We start from the raw sequence: 21461 nt of genomic DNA on the forward strand, positions 1-21461 counted from the left end.
GGTCACGAAACGGTCGATCGGCGGATGTCGGCGAAGGGCCGCACGAGTTCGCCGTGATGGTCGGGGTCGTGGGCGCCGGCGGAGGCGATCCGGGCGAGCATGCGACCGTCGGCGGCGGCGGTCAGTACGCCGGTGGCGAAGTCGCAATGCAGGTCGATGGTCGGATGCTCCGCGCCGAGCCGGCAGTCGTTGCCCGGCCCGCCGAGGTCGACCTCACCGAGTCCGGCCATCGGGCCGAACCGGGGCGGGAGTTCGTCGGCCGGCGGCAGCAACAGCAGGTGCACCATCGCGTCGAGGAGGATGGCCGGCACGATCGCGCCGGCCAGGGCCGGGGCCCAGGTGACGTGGTCGAAACGGTACGACGCGCTGTTCCCGTCGGGTCCGCGGGCGTAATCGCGGGTGCCGGCGAAGGGACCGGTGAGCGAGATCGGCGGGTCGGGGGTGTAGACGGGCATGGCGAAGTCGGGTTCGGGTACGTGGCTCGACGTGTCGGGGGGTGGGTCGAGGGTGGGATACCGCCGGGCCAGGCGTACTTTCGTCTCGCACAGCGGGTCGTTGAAGCGCAGGACGTGTCCGTTGCGGCCGATCCGATGGGTCGTCATCCTGACGGCGACCTCGGCGTGGTCCCGGTGTCGGTTGGTGATCCGCGCCTCGACCGCGACGGTGCGCGGCGCACCGGTGAGCCCGACCGTGATCGAGGTGCGGCAGACGAGGTCGCGGAATCCGGTGACCACGAGTTCGGGGCACAGGAGTGCGGCGGCGCCGGCGGCGGCCTCGAGGGTGAACGTGCCCGGCAGCGTGTACGCGCCGTTGACTCGGTGGTGGCGCATCCAGCGGCCGTCCTGCTCGGCCAGGGTGCGCGGATCCCAGGTCTTGGTCAGGACGATCCAGTTCGTGCCGCGCTGCAGGACGCCGTCGAGCAGGGGTGTGCTCAGGCCCGGATCCGGGGCGGCGGGCGGCGGTACGTCGGGGGCGGGCATCGGGAGGTCGTCGGGTGAGCCGTGCGCGGCGATCCCGCGGGTGTGCAGCAGGGTGCGTTCCTCCGCACGGACGAAGAACGTCACCCCGCCGGCGGGCGGGCGGGCAACGGCGGCCAGGAACTGGGCGCAGCCGAGCGCGTTGTCGATGTACGCGTCCATGCGGTTGCGTTTGAGCGTCTCGCGCATGGTGACGCTGCTGGCCACGCCGGCTTCGAGCCAGCCGCTCCACAGGATCGCGAACTCGTGCCGTTCGGGCGGCGCGTGCCGGCGGGCCCGGGCGCTCGCGTACGCGAGGTATTCGTTGGCGGTGCAGTAGTCGACGTCGCCGGGCGCGGGTGCGAGCGCAGCGAGGGTGCTGAAGTTGACCCAGGTACGGGGTGGCCGGCCGGCCAGGGCGCGTTTGAGGTTGCGGTATCCGGTCGCCTTGGTGGCCCGGACCGCCCGGAAGTCGTCGAGGGTCTTGGCGTGCAGCGCGCGGGAGCGCAGTTCCAGGACGGTGTTGACGAGGAGGTCGATGTGCCCGTGCCGGTCCAGGACTTCGCCGAGGACCGCGGTGGTGCGCTCGGCGTCGAGGACGTCGCACACCCGGTGGTGCACCCGATCGGCGCCGCACAGGTCGGCCAGCCGGCGCATCGTGCGGCCCACCTCCAGGCGCGCTTGGGCCTTCTCGTAGTCGGCGCGGAGCTCGCCTACCGACGCGTCGGGGCGTTCGCGGCGCCCGGCGATGATGAACTCGGCCTGCGCCGGCAGCGTTTCGCCCGGTTCCGGGGGCGGGGTGCGGCCGACGACGTACACGTGGGGTCGGTCCACGGCGCTCGCCAGCGCGTGCATGATCTCGGGGGTGATGCCCCGCGCTCCGCCGAAGGCGACCACGACCGCGCCGGGCGGAAGTTGGGCTTGCGTGGTGGGGGTCGGCGCGGTGCTGTCGTCGACGACCGCCATGGTGAGCCAGGTGCCCGCGCGGCAGGCCAGCGTGTGGGTGGGGACCTGGGCTGCGGCCGCTCGGGCCAGCCGGGCCAGGGCGGTCGCCGCGTCCGGTGTGTCGGTGAGCAGGGCCGCGCCGCCGCACTGGCGGATCTCGGCTCGGACGGAACGGACGAGGCCGACGATCAGCGCGCCGGACGGGGACGGCAGGTCGTCCGGGATCGCCCCGAGCAGGGCCGCGGCGAGCGAGCCGCCGTTGCGCAGTGCGGGCAGTACGCCCTGGACCGTGGTGAACGTGAGGTCTTGGAGGGCCTCCATCCGGGCGGTCTCGGCGTCGTCGGTGCCGTCGCCGTCGGGGCTGCCGTCGTCCTCGGGCAGTCGGGTCAGGATCCGGACGTGGCGGGGGACGAAGGCAAGGCGGGCCAGCGCGGTGGGCGCCTCCTCGGGCGAGACGTGGGTGGTGGCGCCGATGCCCGGCGTCGGGGCCCAGACGGCGACGTCCGGGCCGGCCGCGGCGGCGGCGAGGTCGGGGGAGTCGGTGATGACGACGGTGCCCGGGGGGATCGCGGGCGTCGTCGCGGCGGGGGGTGAGGCGGTCGGGACCAGGCGGATGGTTTGGCGGCGGCCCAGGTATTGCTCGGAGTGCGCGTTCGGCTCGGCCCGGTCGGGGGTGGCGTGCGGCTCCGGCGTGGTGTGACCCGGGGTGCTGTGCGCGTTCGGCGTGGTGTCGTTCGGGGTGCTGTGTGCCTGCGGCGCGGTGTGTTCCTTCGGCGCGGCCCCGGCACGGGTGGAGTGTTTGCGCTCCGGGCGGTCGGTGTGTTCCGCGGCCTTGTGGGACGGGGTCCGTCGCGGGGTGGTCGGTGGGGTGAACCGGATGGGCGGTGATCCGGACGCGGCCGGCGTGACGACGGTGTCGGTTCCGGTGACGACGGCCGCCAAGACCTTCAACACGGCGTCGAGTGAGAGGTAGGTGCGCCCGGCGTCGGTCAGTACGGGCAGCGTGTGCGCGGGGGCGGCGGTGCGATCGTCGCCGGTGAGTGCGGTGGACAGGGTGCCCAGGATCGGCAGTTCGTGTTCGCGTGCGGTGGAGCGTCGAGCGATTGCCAGCACGGCGGCACCCTCCGCGATGGATCGACCCTTGGGCACCACGTGGGCGAGGTGGCGGTCCCAACCGCTGATCGGGCGCAGGCAGACCGCGCCGACGAGAGCGAGATCGCAGGCCCGGTGCCGAAGTTGGCGCAGGGCCAGGTCGACACCGGTGTGCGCGGAGTCCCGGTGCGCGTAGACGCTGACGCCCATGCCACGGAAGTCGTAGTAATTCGCGGCCCGGCCGGACAGGATGCAGGAGACCGCCCCGGTGAAGTCGTCCTCGTTGAGGTCGCCGGGGATCACCCCCGCGGCCTCCGCCATGCCTTTCGCGAGGTATTCCTTCAGCCGTTGCGCCTGCTCGGGGTCGGGCAGGATGTCGAACGCGGTGGCGCACTCCGCGGCGTGCACGCGCAGTGCGGCCCGGGTGTTGTGGGTGGTGGGCAGCGACGATCCGACGACGACCGCGGTCGTGGGTCGCAGCCGGTGGCCCGGCTCGCCGAGCCGGTCCAGCAGCGGACCCAGGGCCTGGAGCGTCATCAGGTGGGCGGCGTCCATGTGCCGCATCGTCAACGGTGGGATGCGCACCTGGCGCGGGGACGGCAGCGGGTACGGCAGCCCGAAGCCGGCCTCCGGGTGCGGGCCGCCACCGGTGAGCCAGGCGGGCACGTCCGCCGGATCCAGGCCGGGCAGATGGGTGTTCCAGCCGACGACGACCAGGTCCTCGGTGTCGGCGATGTCCGCCCCGCCGCGTCGAGTCGCGGGGGCGGCCTGTGGCACACGGTCGGCGAGCACCACGTGTGCGTCGGCGCCGCCGAGGCCGAACGCCGACACCCCGACCACGCGCGGTCGGGTGTCGTCCGTCGGCCAGGGCGCGTCGACGAGCGGCACGGTCAGCCGCGAGCCGTCGCCGAGCACCGGGTGCGGATCGGTGACCACACACTGCCCGGGAATCGCCTCGCGTTCGAACGCGACCAGCGCGTGGGCGACCGAGACCAGGCCCGCCAGCACCCCGGTGTGCCCGAAGACCTGCTTGTTGGACGTCACCAGGCACGCCCGCCGCCGCGGCCCCAACCGGGAGAGCAGCGAGCGCAGTTCGATCTCGTCGCCCACCGGCGTTCCGGTGCCGTGGGCCACGATCCAGTCCACGTCGTCGGCCTCGACACCCGCGTCGGCCCAGGCCCGCGCGATCGCCGACTCCTGGCCGCGGGTGGCCGGGGCGTGAATGCCCTTGCCCCGCCCGTCGGCGGCCAGACCGCTGCCCCTGACCACCCCGAGTACCGGGTCGCCGTCCGCGACGGCCCGCGCGTACGGCTTCAGGACGAGCATCACCGCCCCCTCGCCGATCACGGTCCCGTCGGCCGCCTGGTCGAACGGGCGTACGTCGCCGCTCATCGAGATGCCCTGGGCCCGACAGAAGAGGGTGAACCCGATCGGCTCGATCACCGAGGTGCCACCGGCGAACGCCACGTCGCACGAGCCGTCACGCAGCGCCTTGACCGCGGCGTCGAGGGCGAACAGGCCGCTCGCGCACGCGGAGTCGAGGGTGAGGTGTTGTGCGTCGTCGGGGATCAGTCCACGCAGCGCGTTGCGGGAGACGGACGCGGGCAGGTACGCCTGCGGGTTTCCGCCGTCGCCGGCGTAGTGCGCGTTGATCGCGTGGTCGGCCAACTCGGCCAGCCAGTCACCCTCCTGATCGGCGGGAACGGCTTCGCGCACCATGCGCCGATATTCGTCGCCGAGCACCACGGCCTGCGGGCCGAGCCCGGTCTGGTCGTGAATCCCGGTGGTCGCCACGAAGCAGCGGTCGGTCGGGCGCCGGCGTACTCCGGCCAGGGCCCGGACAGCGCAGTGTCGCAGCCAGCGATTGGTGCGCGGCCACCCCGGATGGTCGACGTTGCCGTCCGGTTCGGTGATCGAGGCGGGATCGGGCACGAAGGTCTGGACGTAGCCGGCCTCGCGGACGTAGAAGGCGTCGGTGTCCTCGCGGGTGGGGGCCCAGAAGTGCGTCAGGTCGAACGCGGACGGCTCGCTGCGGATCAAGGTGCCCTCGCGCAGCCGGTCCCAGAACTCGTCCGTCGAGTTGGCGCCGGGCAGGACCAGGCCCAGGCCGACCACGGCGACGGCTTCCGGGTCGGTGGACGGCGCCTGGTCGGGTGCGGGATCGGGTGCGGCGACCGGTGTCGGAGGTGGCTTCGTGACCAGGGGCTCCGGTGTGTCGACGGAGGGCTCGTTCGCCTCGGGCGACGTGCTCGACGGCGCCACGGGCCGGCTGCGGGCGGGCACGCCCACCCGGTCCGCCAGCCTGCTGTGCAGGCGGACGCCCTGCATGCCGCCGATGGAAATGCCGCCGTCGGCGACGACGGTCTGCCCGGTCACGAAGGCGGAATCCGGGTGGAGGAGGTGGGCGATCAACTTCGCCGCCTCCGGAGTCGAGAGGGCACGGCTCATCAATTCGCCCACCTCGGCGGGGCTGCGGAGGGCCGCCGGATCGTCCAGGTTGTCGACGAAATCACTGTGCACGGTCCCCAGTTGCACGGCATTGACGCGAATGCCCCGGGTGCGGAGTTCGAGGGCCAGGTAGCGAACCAGCGACTCCATGGCGGCCTTGGTGACCCCGCCGGGGCCGTACCCCGGGATCGGCAGGTGTGCCCCGACGCTGGACAGGCACACGATGTTCGCGTTCTCCCGGCCGACCATCAACTCGGCCGCCCGGCGTGAACAGTGATAGGCCGCCATCACGTTGGTGGACCACGCTCGTTGCCAGTACGTGTCGTCGATTTCGAGCAGGGGGAGGAACGCCCCGCCGGCGGCGTTGTTGATCAAGATGTCCAGGCCGGCGTGCCGCTCGCCCACCAGATCGAACATGCGGTCGATCTCCCCGGTCTTGGCCACGGACGCACGAACGAACTCGAAGCTGTGGCCCGCCTGTTCCAGCTCGGCTTCAAGCAGCTTCGCCTGCTCGACGGAGTGGAAGTAGTTGACGATCACATGGGCGCCGTCGCCCGCCAGTCGGCGCACGATGTCCGCGCCGAGGCTTCTCGCCGCGCCGGTGACCAGGGCGACCTTGCCGCGCAGGTGGTCGGTGTCGGTCATCGCGCGGCGACCCCCGCTCGGGCGCGTACCACTGTCTCCGCGATCCGGCGCAGGGTGGCCAGGGTCAACAGCGAGGTATCCGCCCGCAGATCGGGCAGGTCGAACCGGTCGGACACCCGCCCGAGCAGGGCCACCTGCTTGAGCGACTCCACCCCCAACTCGGACTCCAGGCCGTCGTCCTCGCCGAGCAAATCCGGCGGGTAACCCAGGAAGTCACCGTAGAGGACCCGCAATTGGTCCAGTACCGATTCGTAGTCGAGCCCGCTGGGCGTGGATTGGGCACGTGGGGCGACGAGCGGCACGGGTGCCGGGACCGAAGGCGCCGCAATCGTGCGCACCGGCTCGGCGACGCGGCTCACGCAGGTCACGGCAGGCGTCGGCGCCGGCACCACGGCAGAGCGCGGCGGAGGCGAGGCGGGGACGGTGACCGCCGCGGCGGTCGCAGGCACACTCGCGTGAGCGGTGCGGCCGATGGCCGAAGGCGCGGATGCCGACACCCGCTCGCGGAACAGCCCACCCTGCGACGGGCCGGCGGCCAACACCCGTACCGCCTCGAACGGATCGTCCTCGCTCAGCGGAACCACACACCGCACACCCGGAACCGACGCCTCGACGAACTTGGTGACGACCGGCCACTCGCCACATTCCACGAAGGCGTCGACACCCCCCGCGTGCAGGTCACGGATCGTCTGCAACATCCGCACTCGGGCGGTGAGCGCGCCCGCGACCAGGTCGACCGGGTCGTCGTCGCCGACGTCGCGACCCAGCCACGGAGAGCACACTCGCCAACGACCGGTGCCGTACGGTACCCGCGGCGCGCTCGCCCGCAGATCGCGCGCGGCGTGCACCATCGCCGGGGTGTGCGTCGGATGCGGGACATCCAGCCGCAGACTCGGCCAACCCAGGGTGTCCGCCACCCGTTCCACGAACTCGATCAACGGCTCGGGGCCGCTGAGCACACTCTGCCGGGGAGCGTTCTCGCAGGCGAGTACCAGGTGGGGGTGGTCGAGCAACCCGGCGAGCGCCTGGGCTCGGCGGCCGTCGACGCCGACCGCGAGCATCTTGCCGCCCCAGCCCTGTCGGGTCAGCGCCTGGGATCGGGCCACGGCCAGGCGCGCGGCGTCCTCCACGGCCAGGTGCCCGGCGGCGGCCAGGGCCCACAATTCCCCGATGCTCTGTCCGACGATCGCGATGGGCCGGACCCCCTCGGCGACCAGCATGTGGTGCGTCGCGAGGCTGACCGCGTAGATCTCCAGATACTGCACCTCGGGACCGCGGCGGTCACTCGTCCCGTTGTCCTCGATCAGCCGGGGACTGATCTCGGGCAAACCCATGTCCCGGGCCGCCTTGTCGATGCGGGACAACGATTCGCGTACCGTCTCGTAGCGCTGGTGGAGTTCGCTCAGGATGCCTGCGCGCGGGGCAGGCACCGTACCGGGCATGACGAAGACAGAATCCATCACGTGCGTCACCCTCATTTCCGTCCCGACGGCCGACGGCTTCACCGGCGGCCGGAGTCCTGAAACGCCACGTCGGTGCGACGAAGTCGACGGCACGCGGACATTCGTCGTGCGATACCCGGGCGGCAGGGCCGCCGAATCGCGATCGGGTACGCGGCGCCGTTGTCCCGAACTCCTTGTCGCCACCGGGAATGGGTTGCCATCCCCATGCCGCACATCAGTCTCGGGTTCGCCGTCGGAAGGTGACCAGACCATCCTGTGCTCATCCGCTGCTCGGTTCTGCTCACCGCGAGCCCGCCCGACTCGACCGCCACTGCGGCGGGTCGGACGGACGGACCGGCCGAGGAGGCCGGGACACCGGCCAGGACGGCGTTGTCACGGCACCTGCGAGCCGCGTCCGCACCGAGGTCAGGACCGGGCGATGACAGGAGCGACAGGGGACATGCTCCGCATCGCCTGATGCCACAGAAGTTCGCTGACGTACCGAATGCCGAGCGTGAGGTGTCTGCGGTAGGTGCTGAACGGCAACTCCACGCGTCTGGCCGCCGCCTCCTGGGTCGGGGCGCCGTCCACGAACGTCACGGTCAGGGCCCGGTGCGCCTTCACACTCCTCGGGTCGCCGCCGAGCGTGTCGATCGCTCGCTCGAGTGCGTCCCGGAGGGAGCCGCTCGCGTCGGTGAGCAACCCGCTGCGCGACAGGGGGTTACGGGCCAGGGCATCGGGCCGATGCCAGCACCGCAACGCCTCGCGGACGGCCTCGTCGAACTCGGGCCGCGCCATGACGGCCGCCCTGTGCGCGCAGGAGGCCGACTCCGCCGTCGGGCGCAGGTTCCGGGGTGGTCCGGTGTGGTCGAGGATGCATTCCAGCGGTTCGGCCCGCCAGTCGTGTCCGAAGACCCGGTGGGTGTGGCGTCCGACGACCACGTCCGTTCCCGTCGGGTGGAAGGGGCCGTGAGCCGCGGCCGATCTCCGAAGGTCGGGGTCGGCCGAGGCGACGAACGACCAGGCCGCCCCCCGCACGAGCAGCACTTGCGCCGCGATCCGCAGCACCATCGAGTCCATGACGGGAGAGGGCCAAGGGTGTGGCCGTGACGAGACCATGAATCGTGCGATCCCCACGTGCTCCCCCGGCCGAAGGCCGCCCGCTGCCTGGACGTGACTCCACACCGCCGCCGCGACCGGGTCCGCACGCAACTCCTGCTCGTCCGGATCCCGGAGCGTCAACCACGCGGAGAATCCCACCGGTTCCCCCGTCTCGGGGCGCCGGTACACGCGAAACGCCTCCGGTTGCCGGGCCAGCCAGAGCCGTACGATCGTGGCCGAACGGGGCCCTTCCGCCCGCTCCGCCATCCGCGCGATTGCCGTGTGGTCCGGTGGTCGCAGTTCCTCTTCGTGGACCTCACCCCGGTTTCGCCACGTGACCAGGTCGCCCAGGAAGCCGCCGCCCCGGTACAGGTACATGATCGGAGCGACGGCGTCGGTGTGGTCCACGCCGCGTGCCTCGACGGCGCGCTTGAGCAGGTGATCACGGATCCGGCCGTGCATGGCGGCGTAGCACTGCGGATCACGCCAGCGCAGATCCGCGTCCACGGCGTTGCGCACGACGTCGTGCGGGGCCAAGCCTTCCGTCCCGGCCTCCACGGACGGCAGCCGACGAAGCCAGGCGAACAGAGCCCCCGCGTCCTCGCCCGGGAGCGCGGCCCTGAGCAACTCCTCCGTCGTGGCCCGTGCGTGGGAGCAGACCTCCAAGGCATGCCGATGAGCCGCGGACGGCAGGTCGCCGACCAAGTGCTCCACGAGCTTGGAGTACACCTCCTGCGCCGGGAGTTCGCCTGCGGACGGGGCGACCTGGAGGGCGACCTCGGCGGTGAGGGCGAGCGCCAGCGGATGTCCGCCGGCGAACGCGAGCAACGGTTCGTGCGGCACGCCACGCGACTCCAACAGCGCTGCGGCGTCCTCGGGCGACAGGTCTTCGAGCCGCACCACGCGCACCACTTCGGCCCAACCCGGGTCGGTCTCCCACACCGGCGCGGGTGCCCGGCGCCCGGCGAAGACGGTCAGCGCTCCGACCGGCAACCGGGGCAGGAAGTGGTCCCGCAACCAGCACTCCAAAACCTGACAGCGCTCGAAGTCGTCGACCAACAGCACCGCGTTGTCGTGGGTGAACATCTCCGCCGCGGCGAGCTCGAACGCCGCGGGCGACGAGCCGACGCGCCCGCCGATCTCGATCACGGCCCGCCCGGCCGAACGTGCGTCCACGGCGAACTGCCGTAACAGGGACGACTTGCCGACGCCCGCGAGCCCATGGACCAACAGGACGGCCAACGAACCCGCCTCGCCTGCGAGGGCGCGTCGAAACAGCGCCAACTCCCGTGCCCTCCCGACGAAGGCGCGGTTGCGGGCTGCCTCGAGATGTCGAGCGAGGCTGGGGAACGAGTGGCCGTCGGCGGCCGGCGTGCACTGCAATGTGGGACTCCTGTGTGCTGAGGGGCAATGCGCAGACCGGATGCGCCCCAAGGCGGCAAGGCGCCCCTGTGGACCCCGGAATGCCCCGGACGTTCGTCAATGCCGGAAGGGCGGTCGTGGTCGGCCGGCGCCGACGAGCGGAGCCCGCGTCCAAAGGCGAACTCGACGATTCCCCTCACAACTCACAGTACCTCTGCTCTCGCAGATGGTCACCGGCTCACGATCGCACCCCGGCGCGCACGCCGGGCACGCGTGTGCGGCTCGGGTCGCTCGAACCGACCCACACAGGAGACGATTTGCCGGAGGAGGCGCGATCGACCCGGCGGGCACGAGTCGGTGGCCCGGCGCGTGGTACGCGGTGCCGGTGGGCGGCGCCTCGGTGGCGCCCCGCAACTTCGCGTCGTCGCCATTTCGACAGGCGAGCCGAGCGTGGCACCCGGACTTGATGAACCGTCTCGGGCGGCGGGCGATCCTGGCGGGCAACCGCCGGGCGTCTCACGCACGTACGTCGTCGCCGTTGCGGAACCGGCAGCGGCGGCCCGTCACCTCACGCCGAAGCGGCGGAGTGCCGGAGCCGGGAGCTGCGCAACGGCGGAGCCCCGGAGCACCGGAACGCGCGGTCCGGTCGGACCACGTGAACCGGCGCTCCGGGGCTCCGGCGAAGGCGGCGCTCCGGCGAAGCGGCGAACAGCCGATCACCCAAAGGCTATTCGGCGATCCTCGTGGAGTAGCTCCACCGGAAGAGCGGCAGGATCGCGCCCTCCAGGTCCAACATGTCGCCGGTGTACTCGTAGTGTTCACGGCCGTTTCGAAAAGCTACGGATACCTTTTCCGGTATGCCGGGCCCAGTCACCACGAGCACCGCCGGCACTTCGGGAAACCCGCCTGTAAGAGCCACCCGCAGCTCGTTGTCCGGATGTGCGGGAATGATGCCACTGTTCATGGTCCACCTCGCATCATGCGTCACCACGCAAGGGGTCGGCCCGGTCGCGGCCACTCCCGGAGTGCGTTGCCATACAACGGGATGGACGGGGAGCCGATCGTCCTGCAAGGAAAACAACACGCAGGGTGTCGAGCACAGGGCGTACGAACGCACGGCAGGCGCATGGACGGCCGGAGAGGGGCGCGACAGCTGTCGACTACCGCTTCCCCGCGCTCTTCGTGCCCGAAAGACCAGCGCGCACGTCGCGAGCGCCGGCGTACGACCGAAGGTTGTCGCGTGGCTCGACCGGCGCAGGCGCGTTGGTCGGTGCATGCGGGCGTCTCGTGTGGCGACAAGGGATCACGGGCTGTACGGGCAGTCCGTCAGGGTGGCGGAGACCGCGAACGGGGTCACCCGTACCACCACGACCGGGGTCAGTCCTCGGTCGGCTGCTCGGCACGTGGTGCCGGGGCGTTCACCGCGACGGCGACGACCAGCGCGCCCACCAGCGCGATGCCCGCACTCCATTGGGACGCCACCACGAAACCGTGCACCTTCGCGCCGACCTCGGCCGCCGGATCGTTCGGCCGCGCGGCCAGGTACGTCGCCGCCGCACTGATCGAGATCGTGTTGAGCAGCGCCGCACCCACCGAACCACCCACCTGCTGCATGGTGTTCACGATCGCCGCCACCACGCCGGCGTCCCGCGGCTCGCCGGCCGACATCACCGTACCGACCACCGGTACCGTCAGGACACCGACGCCCAACCCCATCAGGGCCAGCGGGGGAAGGACGTCCGGCAGGTATGACGAGTGCGGCGTCAACCGGCCGATCAGCAACAGGGCCACCGCGTACAGCAGCAGACCGGCCGCCATCATCAGTCCCGGTCGCATCCTCGGCGTCAGCCGGCGGCCCACCTGGGTGGACGAGAGCACGGCGGTGCCCACGAAGGCGACGAACGCCAACCCCGCCTGCAGCGGCGAGTAACCCGACACCGTCTGCAACTGGTAGGTCATCCCCAGCATCATGCCGAACGTGCAGAACGCCGAGATCATCATCGCCAGGAACGACCCCGCGCCGACCCGGTTCTTCGCCACTCGCAACGGCACCAGCGGGTCGGCCGCGCGGGACTGGCGCCACCCGAACGCGGCAAGCAGCAACACCCCGGCGACGAGCGCGCCGACGGTGCGACCCGAGGCCCAGCCGTAATCGCTCGCCACGCCCAAGCCGTAGATGACGCCGACCAGGCCGAGCGTGACCAGCGCCGCCCCGGGCAGATCCGGGTTCACGCCCGGATGCCGCGGCAGGTTCGGCACATACCGAAAGGTGCCCAGCACCACGACCGCGGCGATCGGGATGTTGACGAACATGCACCACCGCCAGTCGAGGTAGTCGGTGAGCAGGCCGCCGACGACCAGCCCGAGTGCACCACCGGACATCGCGGTCGCCGCGTACACCCCAACCGCCCTGGTTCGTTGACGCGGCTCGGTGAACGTCGAGGTGATCAGCGCGAGCGTGGAAGGTGCGATCAGCGCGGCGAACACGCCTTGCAACCCGCGCGAGCCGACGAGCATCACCGCGTTCTGCGCGGCCCCGCAGAGCACCGAGGACAACGCGAAGCCGATCACGCCGATCACCAACGCGCGCTTGCGCCCGATCAGATCGCCGATCCTGCCGCCCAGCAGCAACAAGCCGCCGAAGGCCAGTGTGTAGGCCGTGACCGCCCAGGCCCGATCGGCGTCGCTCAGCCCGACGTCGGGTTGAATCGACGGCAACGCGACGGACACGATCGTCGAGTCGAGGGTGATCATCAGCTGCGCCGTGACAAGCGGCACGATCGCCATCGCGGGCCTGCCCCGGCGCGCCGCGGCGGCGTCCGAGACCTGGTCGGTGTCGCGAATCATCTCGGTCATCCCGGTTTCCTCGCAAGCCTGGAGGCCCCGGCTCCACCACACACCGCGGAGCCGGGCCGTATAACGGGCTGGGAATTCGAAGGTATCCGGCGACTCCTCGGTATCCGCAACGATAGTGCGAGCCCCCAACCCGGTCCCCCTCCCGCGACATCGACGGCGCCGACAGGCGGACGCCCGACGGGCCGCCTCCCGCCGCGCTGCGAAGGAAACCTCGTCGACGTCGCGTCGGGTGAGGAGGCCCGCAATCCGCGTCGGGTGAGGAGACCCGCAATCCGCGTCACCGACGCCACTGGTAGCGCCGATCGCCCGGACCATGCCGCCCGGCCCCCGCGTGAGCGCAGCCGAGGCGTGGGCGTGGGCGTGCGGTTCGATGCCTGGTTGCCGCGGACCGCGACCCGGGTGCAAGGGCCGTCGATCCGGTGGTCGGAACCCTTGAACCGGCGCTGCCGCCGGGCCGGATGAGGGGGGTGAACAGGGGCAATCGGGGTTTTCAAGGGTGGTCGTTAGGGGCTTGTGACAGGTGAGCGGGCGGGCCAAGGATGACCATCCGGGTGGGCGTCGGGTGTGGGCGGAGCCGGTCCGCAGGCCCGACGGAAGGGACTTGCGCGCTGTGGTGCACCCGATCGGGCGCGGCCGGGGAGACGGAGCACCGCCGGTGAACCGGTGCAGGCTTCCGACAGCGGAAAGGAACGTCATGGAGATCGCCGCGACCGGGTTGGGCCCGTGGGACGAGCCGATCGCGGTGGTCGGCGTGTCGTGCCGATATCCCGGGGCGGACACGCCGGCCGCGTTCTGGCAGTTGCTCAGCGAAGGTCGGGACGCGGTGGGCGAAGCCCCGGCGGACCGGTGGCCGGCGGGCGAACCGAGCACCCGGCGTGGCGCGTTCCTCGACCGGGTCGACGAGTTCGACGCCTCGTTCTTCCGGATGTCGGCGCGCGAGGCCGCGGCCACCGATCCGCGCCAGCGGCTGGTCCTGGAACTGGGCTGGGAGGTGTGGGAGAACGCGGGCCTACTGCCCGAGTCGGCGGCGGGTCGCCGGGTCGGGGTGTTCGTCGGTTCGATCTGGGACGACTACGCCCAACTCGCCCACCGTCTGGGCCGGGCGAACGGGCACACGATGACCGGTGTGCATCGAGGCATCATCGCCAACCGCCTGTCGCACTTCCTCGGCGCCACCGGCCCGAGCATGGTCGTGGACACCGGGCAGTCGTCGTCGCTGGTCGCGGTGCACCTGGCGGCGCAGAGCGTGCGTTCGGGCGAGTCCGAAGCGGCGATCGCCGCCGGGGTCAACCTGGTTCTCCTTCCGGAGAACACGGACCTGTCCGGGATTTGGGGGAGCCTGTCGCCGGACGGCCGCTGCTACACCTTCGATGCGCGGGCGAACGGCTATGTGCGCGGCGAGGGTGGTGGCGCGCTGCTGCTCAAGCGCCTGTCCGCCGCCGTGGCGGACGGCGACCGGGTGCTGTGCGTGATCCGCGGAAGCGCGGTCAACAACGGCGGCGACAAGCGGATGACGACCCCGACCGTCGCCGCCCAGCGCGACGTGCTGCGGGCCGCCGGTCGCCGGGCCGGGGTCACCCCCGACGAGGTCCAGTACGTCGAACTGCACGGCACGGGCACTCCCGTCGGCGACCCGATCGAAGCCGCCGCCCTCGGAGCCGCCTACGGCGAGCGCGCGACGCCACTGGCCGTCGGGTCGGTCAAGACCAACCTCGGCCACCTGGAGGGCGCGGCCGGCATCACCGGGCTGATCAAGACCGCGCTGGCCATCGGCCATCGCAGGCTGCCGCCGAGCCTGAACTACGAAAGGGGCAACCCCGATATCCCGCTGGACGAACTGCGGCTGTCGGTGCAACGCGAACTCACCGCGTGGCCCGCGCCGGACCGTCCGCTCACCGCCGGGGTCAGCTCGTTCGGCATGGGCGGTACGAACTGCCATGTGATCGTTGCCGAATGGACGGACGGCGCCCGACCGGACGTCAAGCAGCCCGGGGAACCGCCGGTGGTGCCGTGGGTGGTCTCCGGCCCCGACGACGCCGCGCTGCGGGCCCAGGCCGGCAAACTCCGCGAGTTCGTGACCACCGCCGACAGCTCCGCCGCGGCGATCGGCCGGGCGCTGACCGGCGAACGCACGTCGTTCGCCCGCCGCGCGGTCGTCGTCGGCGCCGACCGGGACGAACTGCTGGCCGGTCTCGATGCCGTGACCGCGGGCCTCCCGTCACCCGACGCGGTGACCGGGACGGCGCAACACGGCCCGACGGCAGTGCTGTTCTCAGGCCAGGGCTCGCAACGATCCGGCGCAGGCGAGGAGTTGTACGAGACATACCCGGTGTTCGCGCGAGCATGGGACGACATCGCCGCGCACCTGGACGTGTCGTTCGACCGGACCGAGAAGTCCTTGGGGCGCACCGGGTATGCCCAACCCGCCCTGTTCGCCGTCGAGGTCGCGCTCTACCGGTTGTTCGAGTCGTGGGGCGTGCGGCCGACGTTCGTCGGCGGTCACTCCATCGGCGAAATCGTCGCCGCGCACGTGGCGGGCGTGTGGTCGGTGGCGGACGCGTGCCGGGTGGTACGGGCCCGCGCGGACCTGATGGAAGCGCTGCCCGACGGCGGCGCCATGGTCGCGGTCGAAGCCGCCGAGGAGGACGTCACCCCCCTGCTGACCCCCGGGGTCGGCATCGCGGCCGTCAACGGCCCCGAAGCCGTGGTGATCGCCGGCGACCAAGCCGAGTTGGACGCCCTCGTCCGGAGCCTGGAGGGGACCCGGTACAAGCGGCTGCCCGTGTCACACGCGTTCCACTCGTCGCTGATGGACCCGATGCTGACCGACTTCCGGTCGGTGTTGGAGAGCGTGACGTACCACGAGCCGCGCATCCGGGTGGTGTCCATGGTCGCGGGCGGTGTCGGCCGGCCGACCTCACCCGAGTACTGGGTGCGGCACGTCCGGGACACGGTGCGATTCGCGGACGGCCTGCGCGCGTTGGACGACGCGGGCGTCACCACCGTGCTCGAACTGGGCCCGCAGCCCGTGCTGACCCCGCTGATCGGGACCCGCGCCGTGCCCTCCCTGCGCGTGGACCGGCCCGAGGCGAAATCCGTGGTGACCGCGCTCGGTCACCTGCACGCGCGCGGCGTCGAGGTCGACTGGTCGACGTTGGTCGGCGGCGCCGGCCGCGCGGACCTGCCCAGCTACGCCTTCCAACGCCGGTCCTACTGGCTCGACGGCGACGGCGACGGCGACGGCGACGGCGGCGGCGGCGCGCCGGTCGCCGGTGTCCGGGCGCCCGGTCCGCGCCGAACCCGCCCCGCCCGCACCTCCGTCGACACGACCGCCCTGGTGTCCGCGCATGTCGTGGCCGTGCTCGGCGGTGTACCGGATCACGCGATCGACCCCCGGGCGCCCTTCTCCGCGCTCGGCCTGGACTCCGTGGCCACGGTCGAGTTGCACACCGGCCTCGCCGAGGCCACCGGCCTGCGCCTGCCCGCCGGCGTCCTCTTCGACTACCCGACGCCGGCCGCACTCGCCGAACACCTGGACGTACTGCTGTCGGACGGCGACGACATCGAGGAGGCCACACCCGGCGCGGTCGCGCTGGACGAGCCGATCGCGATCGTCGGCATGGCCTGCCGGTTCCCGGGCGGCGTGGCCTCCCCGGAGGACCTGTGGCGGCTGGTGGCCGACGAGAAGGACGCGATATCGCCGTTCCCGATCGGCCGCGGCTGGAACCTGGACGCGCTCTTCGACAGCGACCCCGAGCGCCCCGGCAAGACCTATGCGCGCGAGGGCGGCTTCCTGCACGACGCGGCCGAGTTCGACGCCGGGTTCTTCGGCATCTCCCCGCGCGAGGCGTTGGCCATGGATCCGCAGCAGCGCCTGTTGCTGGAAGTCGCCTGGGAGGCGCTGGAGCGGGCGGGCCTCGATCCCGAGTCGCTGCGGGGCAGCCGAACCGGCGTGTTCGTCGGCGCCACCGCCAACGAGTACGGGCCCCGGATGGCCGAGGCGCCCGACCCGGTCGAGGGCTACGTGCTGACCGGCGCCACCTCCAGCGTGATGTCGGGCCGGATCGCCTACCAACTGGGTCTGCTCGGACCTGCGTTGACCGTCGACACGGCGTGCTCGTCGTCTCTGGTCGCGCTGCACCTCGCGGCGCAGTCGCTGCGCTCGGGCGAGTGCTCGTTGGCGTTGGCCGGCGGCGCGGCGGTGATGTCCACGCCCGGGATGTTCGTGGAGTTCTCCCGGCAGCGTGGGTTGTCGGTGGAGGGTCGGTGCAAGGCGTTCGCCGCGTCCGCGGACGGTACGAGTTGGGGCGAAGGGGTGGGCCTGCTGTTGGTGGAGCGGCTGTCCGACGCCCGGCGCAACGGCCATCGGGTCCTGGCGGTGGTGCGCGGTTCGGCGGTGAACCAGGACGGCGCGTCGAACGGTTTGACGGCCCCCAACGGTTTGGCCCAGCAGCGGGTGATCCGGCAGGCACTGGCCAATGCCGGGTTGTCGGCGTCGGAGGTCGACGTGGTGGAGGCGCACGGCACCGGTACGAGGTTGGGCGACCCGATCGAGGCAGAAGCGCTGATCGCCACGTACGGCCGGGACCGCGCGAAGCCGTTGTGGTTGGGGTCGTTGAAGTCGAACATCGGGCACACCCAGGCGGCGGCCGGCGTCGGGGGTGTGATCAAGATGGTGATGGCGATGCGGCACGGGTTGTTGCCGAAGACGCTGCACGTCGACGAACCCTCCCCGCTGGTGGACTGGTCGGCCGGTTCGGTCGCGTTGCTGACCGAGGCCCACGAGTGGTCCGGCGAACAGCCTCGCCGGGCTGCGGTGTCGTCGTTCGGGGTGAGCGGGACGAATGCGCATGTGGTGTTGGAGCACGTCGATCCGGTGGCGGTGGAGCTGGAGGTTCGGCCGCGCGAACTCCCCTCTGTTCCTTGGGTGTTGTCGGCGCGTACCGAGGCGGCCCTGCACGCTCAGGGCGAGCGGTTGGCCGGGCTCGATACCGCCGATGTGGTGGGTGTGGGTGCGGCGTTGGCGGGTCGGTCGGTGTTCGGGCATCGGTCGGTGGTGGTGGGTTCGACTCGCCCGGAACTGGTGTCGGGGTCGGTGGTGTCGGGGGTGGCTGTCGACCGGCGTGTGGTGTTCGTGTTTCCGGGTCAGGGTTCGCAGTGGGTGGGGATGGCGGCGGGGTTGTTGGAGTCGTCTCCGGTGTTCGCGGCTTCGATGGCGGAGTGTGGGGTGGTGTTGTCGGAGTTTGTGGATTGGTCGTTGTCGGAGGTGTTGGGGGACGGGGTGGCGTTGGGTCGGGTGGATGTGGTGCAGCCGGTGTTGTTGGCGGTGATGGTGTCGTTGGCGGCGGTGTGGCGGTCGTTGGGTGTGGTGCCGGTGGCGGTGGTGGGGCATTCGCAGGGTGAGATCGCGGCGGCGTGTGTGGCGGGTGGGTTGTCGTTGCGGGACGCGGTGCGGGTGGTGGTGTTTCGTAGTCGGGCGTTGGTGGCGTTGGCGGGTTCGGGTGGGATGTTGTCGGTGCCGTTGCCGGTGGGGGTGGTGCGGGGTCGGTTGGGTGCGGGGTTGTCGGTTGCGGCGGTGAACGGGCCTTCGTCGACGGTGGTTTCGGGTGGGGTCGACGAGTTGTTGCGGTTGCGGGACGAGTTGGTTGCGGAGGATGTACGGGTCCGGCTCGTGCCGGTGGACTATGCCTCGCATTCGGCGCAGGTGGAGGCGATCGAAGCCGAACTGGCAGAGGTGTTGGCGGAGGTTCGGCCCAGGTCGGGTGAGGTGGCTTTCTTCTCCTCGGTGACGGCGGGGTGGGTGGACACGGCGGAGTTGGACGCGGGCTATTGGTATCGGAATCTGCGGCAAACGGTGTTGTTCGAGGACGCGATCCGGGGTCTGGTGGCGGAGGGTCACAACGCGTTCGTGGAGTGCAGCGCCCACCCGGTCTTGACGGTCGGTATCGAGGAGACCGTCGACACGATCGACACCGACACCGACACCGTCGTGGTCGGATCGCTACGCCGTGACGACGGTGGGCTCGATCGGTTCCTGTCGTCGGTGTCCGCGGCGTGGGTGCGCGGCGTCGATGTGGACTGGTCGGTGCTGTTCGACGGTGTGCGGCCCGCCGACGTGCCGACCTATCCGTTCCAACGCGAGCACTACTGGCTGACCGCGTCGGGTCGGGCGGCGGACGTGGGTTCGGCCGGGTTGGCCGCCGCCGGGCATCCGCTGCTGGGTGCGATCGTCGAACTGCCGGACGGCGGGCTGGTGTTGACCGGCAGGCTGACGGCCGCAACGCACCCCTGGCTGGCCGGGCACGACGTGTTGCCCGACACCGCGTTGTTGGAACTCGCGGTGGCCGCCGGTGACGAGGTCGGCTGCTATCGGGTGGCCGAGTTCGCGTGCGAGGCCCCGTTGCTGCTGCCCGCCGAGGTACGGGTGGTCGTCGGCGCGGATCGAGCCGTGGCGATCCACTCCCGGGCGGGGGAGGACGAGGTGTGGACGCGGCACGCCGCCGGCGTGCTCGCGATCGGGAGCCCACCGGTGACCGCGGAACTCGCGGTGTGGCCGCCCGCCGGCGCCACGGAGATCGAGCCTCGGGTCTGGCGGCGCGACGACGATCTGTTCGTCGAAGTCGACCTGCCCGCCGAACGCCACGGCGACGGGTTCACCGTGCACCCGGCATTGCTGGACGCGGCGGGCGGCCCGGTGTCCGCCGGCGGCACACCGGTGTCCTGGTCCGGCGTCACCGTGCACGCCACGGGCGCCACCGCCGCTCGGGTGCGACTGTCGACGACCCCCGAGCGCACGGTGTCCGTCCTGCTGGCGGACTGCGCGGGCCGGCCGATTCTCACCGCCGACTCGGTCGTGCTCCGGCAGGCACCCGAGCCCGCGCCGAACAGGCGTAGCGATGCCCTGTTCAGGGTGGAGTGGGTACTGGTGCGGCCGGTCGAGGGGGCCGGGGAGCCCTACGAACTCGTGGCCCTGGAGGGCGACTTGCACGAGGCGGCGCACCGCGCGCTGGCGCTGGCCCAGGACTGGCTGACCCGGAGTGGGCGACTGGTGGTGACCACCCCCGCCGCACCGGCCGGCGCCGCGGCTCGCGGGCTGCTGCGGTCCGCGCAGGCGGAGAACCCCGGCCGGTTCGTGCTGGTGGACACCGACGACGACCCGCGCTCGCGGGCCGTGCTGCCGCTCGTGCAGGCCCTGGACGAGCCCGAACTGCGCATCCGCGCAGGCGAGGCGTTCGTGCCGCGACTGGTCCGGGCGAACCCCGCGGCGCGGCCCGTCCGGTGGGACGCGCGCGGCACGGTGCTGATCACCGGCGGCACGAGCGGGTTGGGCGCCTTGGTGGCCCGGCACCTCGTGGTGCGGCACGACGTGCGCAGCCTGTTGCTGGTGAGCCGCAGCGGCGCGGCCGCGCCGGGCACGGCCGAGCTGCGGGCCGAACTGACCAGTCTCGGAGCCCGCGTCGCGGTCGCGGCGTGCGACGTGTCCGACCGCGACGCGCTCGCCGAGGTGCTGGCCGGCGTGCCGGCGGAGCACCCGTTGGTCGCCGTGGTGCACGCGGCGGGTGTGCTGGACGACGGCACGGTACAGGCGCTCACACCCGAGCGGATCGACGGGGTGCTGCGGGCCAAGGCGGTCGCGGCGCGGCATCTGCACGAGCTCACCGAGCACTTGGACCTGTCCGCCTTCGTGCTCTTCTCGTCGGTGGCCGGACTGCTCGGCGGCGCGGGACAGGGCAACTACGCGGCGGCCAATGCGTATCTCGACGCGCTCGCCGAACACCGACACGTCCGCGGCCTGCCCGCCACCTCGCTCGCCTGGGGGCTGTGGGCGCGCTCCGGCGGCTTGCTGCGCGGGCTCACCGACGCGGATTTCCAGCGCATGGCGCGCGCCGGCATTCGGCCCCTGGACGACGAGGAGGGGTTGGCGTTGTTCGACGCGGCCCTGGCCTTGGACCACCCGGTGCTGTCGCCCGCCGGCCTGGACATCGCCGCCCTGCGCAAGCTCGGCGACCGGGTACCCGCCCTGCTGCGCGGGCTGGTCGGCGGCGTCACCCGGCGGGCGGCCGCCACGGCGGCGACCACCGGGAAGCCCGTGTTCGTCGACCGGTTGGCCGCCGTCGCCGAATCGGAACGGGCCCGGCTGGTGCTCGACCTGGTGCGCGGCGAGGTCGCCACCGTGCTCGGCCACGCCGACCCCGACGCGGTCGACCCCGATCGGCCGTTCAAGGATCTCGGGTTCGACTCGCTGACCGCCGTGGAACTGCGCAATCGGCTCAAGGCCGCGACCGGTCTGGCGCTGCCCGCGTCGGTGGTGTTCGACCACCCCACGCCCGCCGAGCTGACCGGCCGGTTGCGCGCCGAGTTGCTGCCCGGGCCGGTCGAGGCGGACGACGCGGAGGCAGGGCTGCGTCGAGTGCTGTCGACGATCCCGATCGAACGACTGCGCCGCTCGGGGCTGTTGGCGGCGGTGCTGCGGTTGGCCGAGCCGGACCGGCCGGAGGCGGCGCACGAGGACGTGGTCGACATCGACGCCCTGGACGACGAGTCCCTGCTGCGGTTGGCGATCGAGAACTCCGCGCCCTGACATGAAACGAGGGGTGGGTGACCCGGGAAGGTC

6 protein-coding genes are annotated in these 21461 nt (G+C 72.0%); 1 reads left to right on the top strand and 5 read right to left on the bottom strand.

Annotated features, from left to right (window positions below):
* Positions 1-2: 2 nt before the first annotated feature.
* The 5 genes from GT354_RS26575 to GT354_RS26595 all read right to left on the bottom strand — a co-directional run bounded on the left by GT354_RS26575 (position 3) and on the right by GT354_RS26595 (position 12847).
* On the bottom strand, positions 3-6086 hold the full coding sequence (locus GT354_RS26575) for an SDR family oxidoreductase (protein ID WP_161358897.1): 6084 nt from the start codon (positions 6084-6086) through the stop codon (positions 3-5).
* Positions 6083-7546 carry an acyltransferase domain-containing protein gene (locus GT354_RS26580; protein ID WP_237535480.1) on the bottom strand — a complete coding sequence of 488 codons (1464 nt, stop codon included), beginning with the start codon at positions 7544-7546 and terminating at the stop codon, positions 6083-6085. Before GT354_RS26580 ends, GT354_RS26575 begins: the two co-directional genes overlap by 4 nt.
* Before the next feature lie 408 nt (positions 7547-7954).
* Positions 7955-10012, bottom strand: a complete 2058-nt coding sequence (locus GT354_RS26585; RefSeq protein WP_161358899.1) for an ATP-binding protein — start codon at positions 10010-10012, stop codon at positions 7955-7957.
* A 706-nt stretch (positions 10013-10718) separates the two neighbouring features.
* Entirely contained in the window at positions 10719-10955 is a 237-nt protein-coding gene (locus GT354_RS26590; RefSeq protein WP_161358900.1) for a DUF5988 family protein, read from the bottom strand.
* Positions 10956-11368: 413 nt separating this feature from the next.
* Complete coding sequence (locus tag GT354_RS26595; protein ID WP_237535477.1) at positions 11369-12847, bottom strand: MFS transporter; 1479 nt, start codon at positions 12845-12847, stop codon at positions 11369-11371.
* A gap of 694 nt (positions 12848-13541) precedes the next feature.
* Here GT354_RS26595 and GT354_RS26600 point away from each other — a divergent pair.
* Positions 13542-21428, top strand: a complete 7887-nt coding sequence (locus GT354_RS26600; protein WP_161358901.1) for a type I polyketide synthase — start codon at positions 13542-13544, stop codon at positions 21426-21428.
* The last annotated feature ends 33 nt before the right edge of the window (positions 21429-21461 follow it).

It is taken from the genome of Streptomyces sp. SID3343, assembly GCF_009865215.1.
Lineage (GTDB): Bacteria > Actinomycetota > Actinomycetes > Streptomycetales > Streptomycetaceae > Embleya.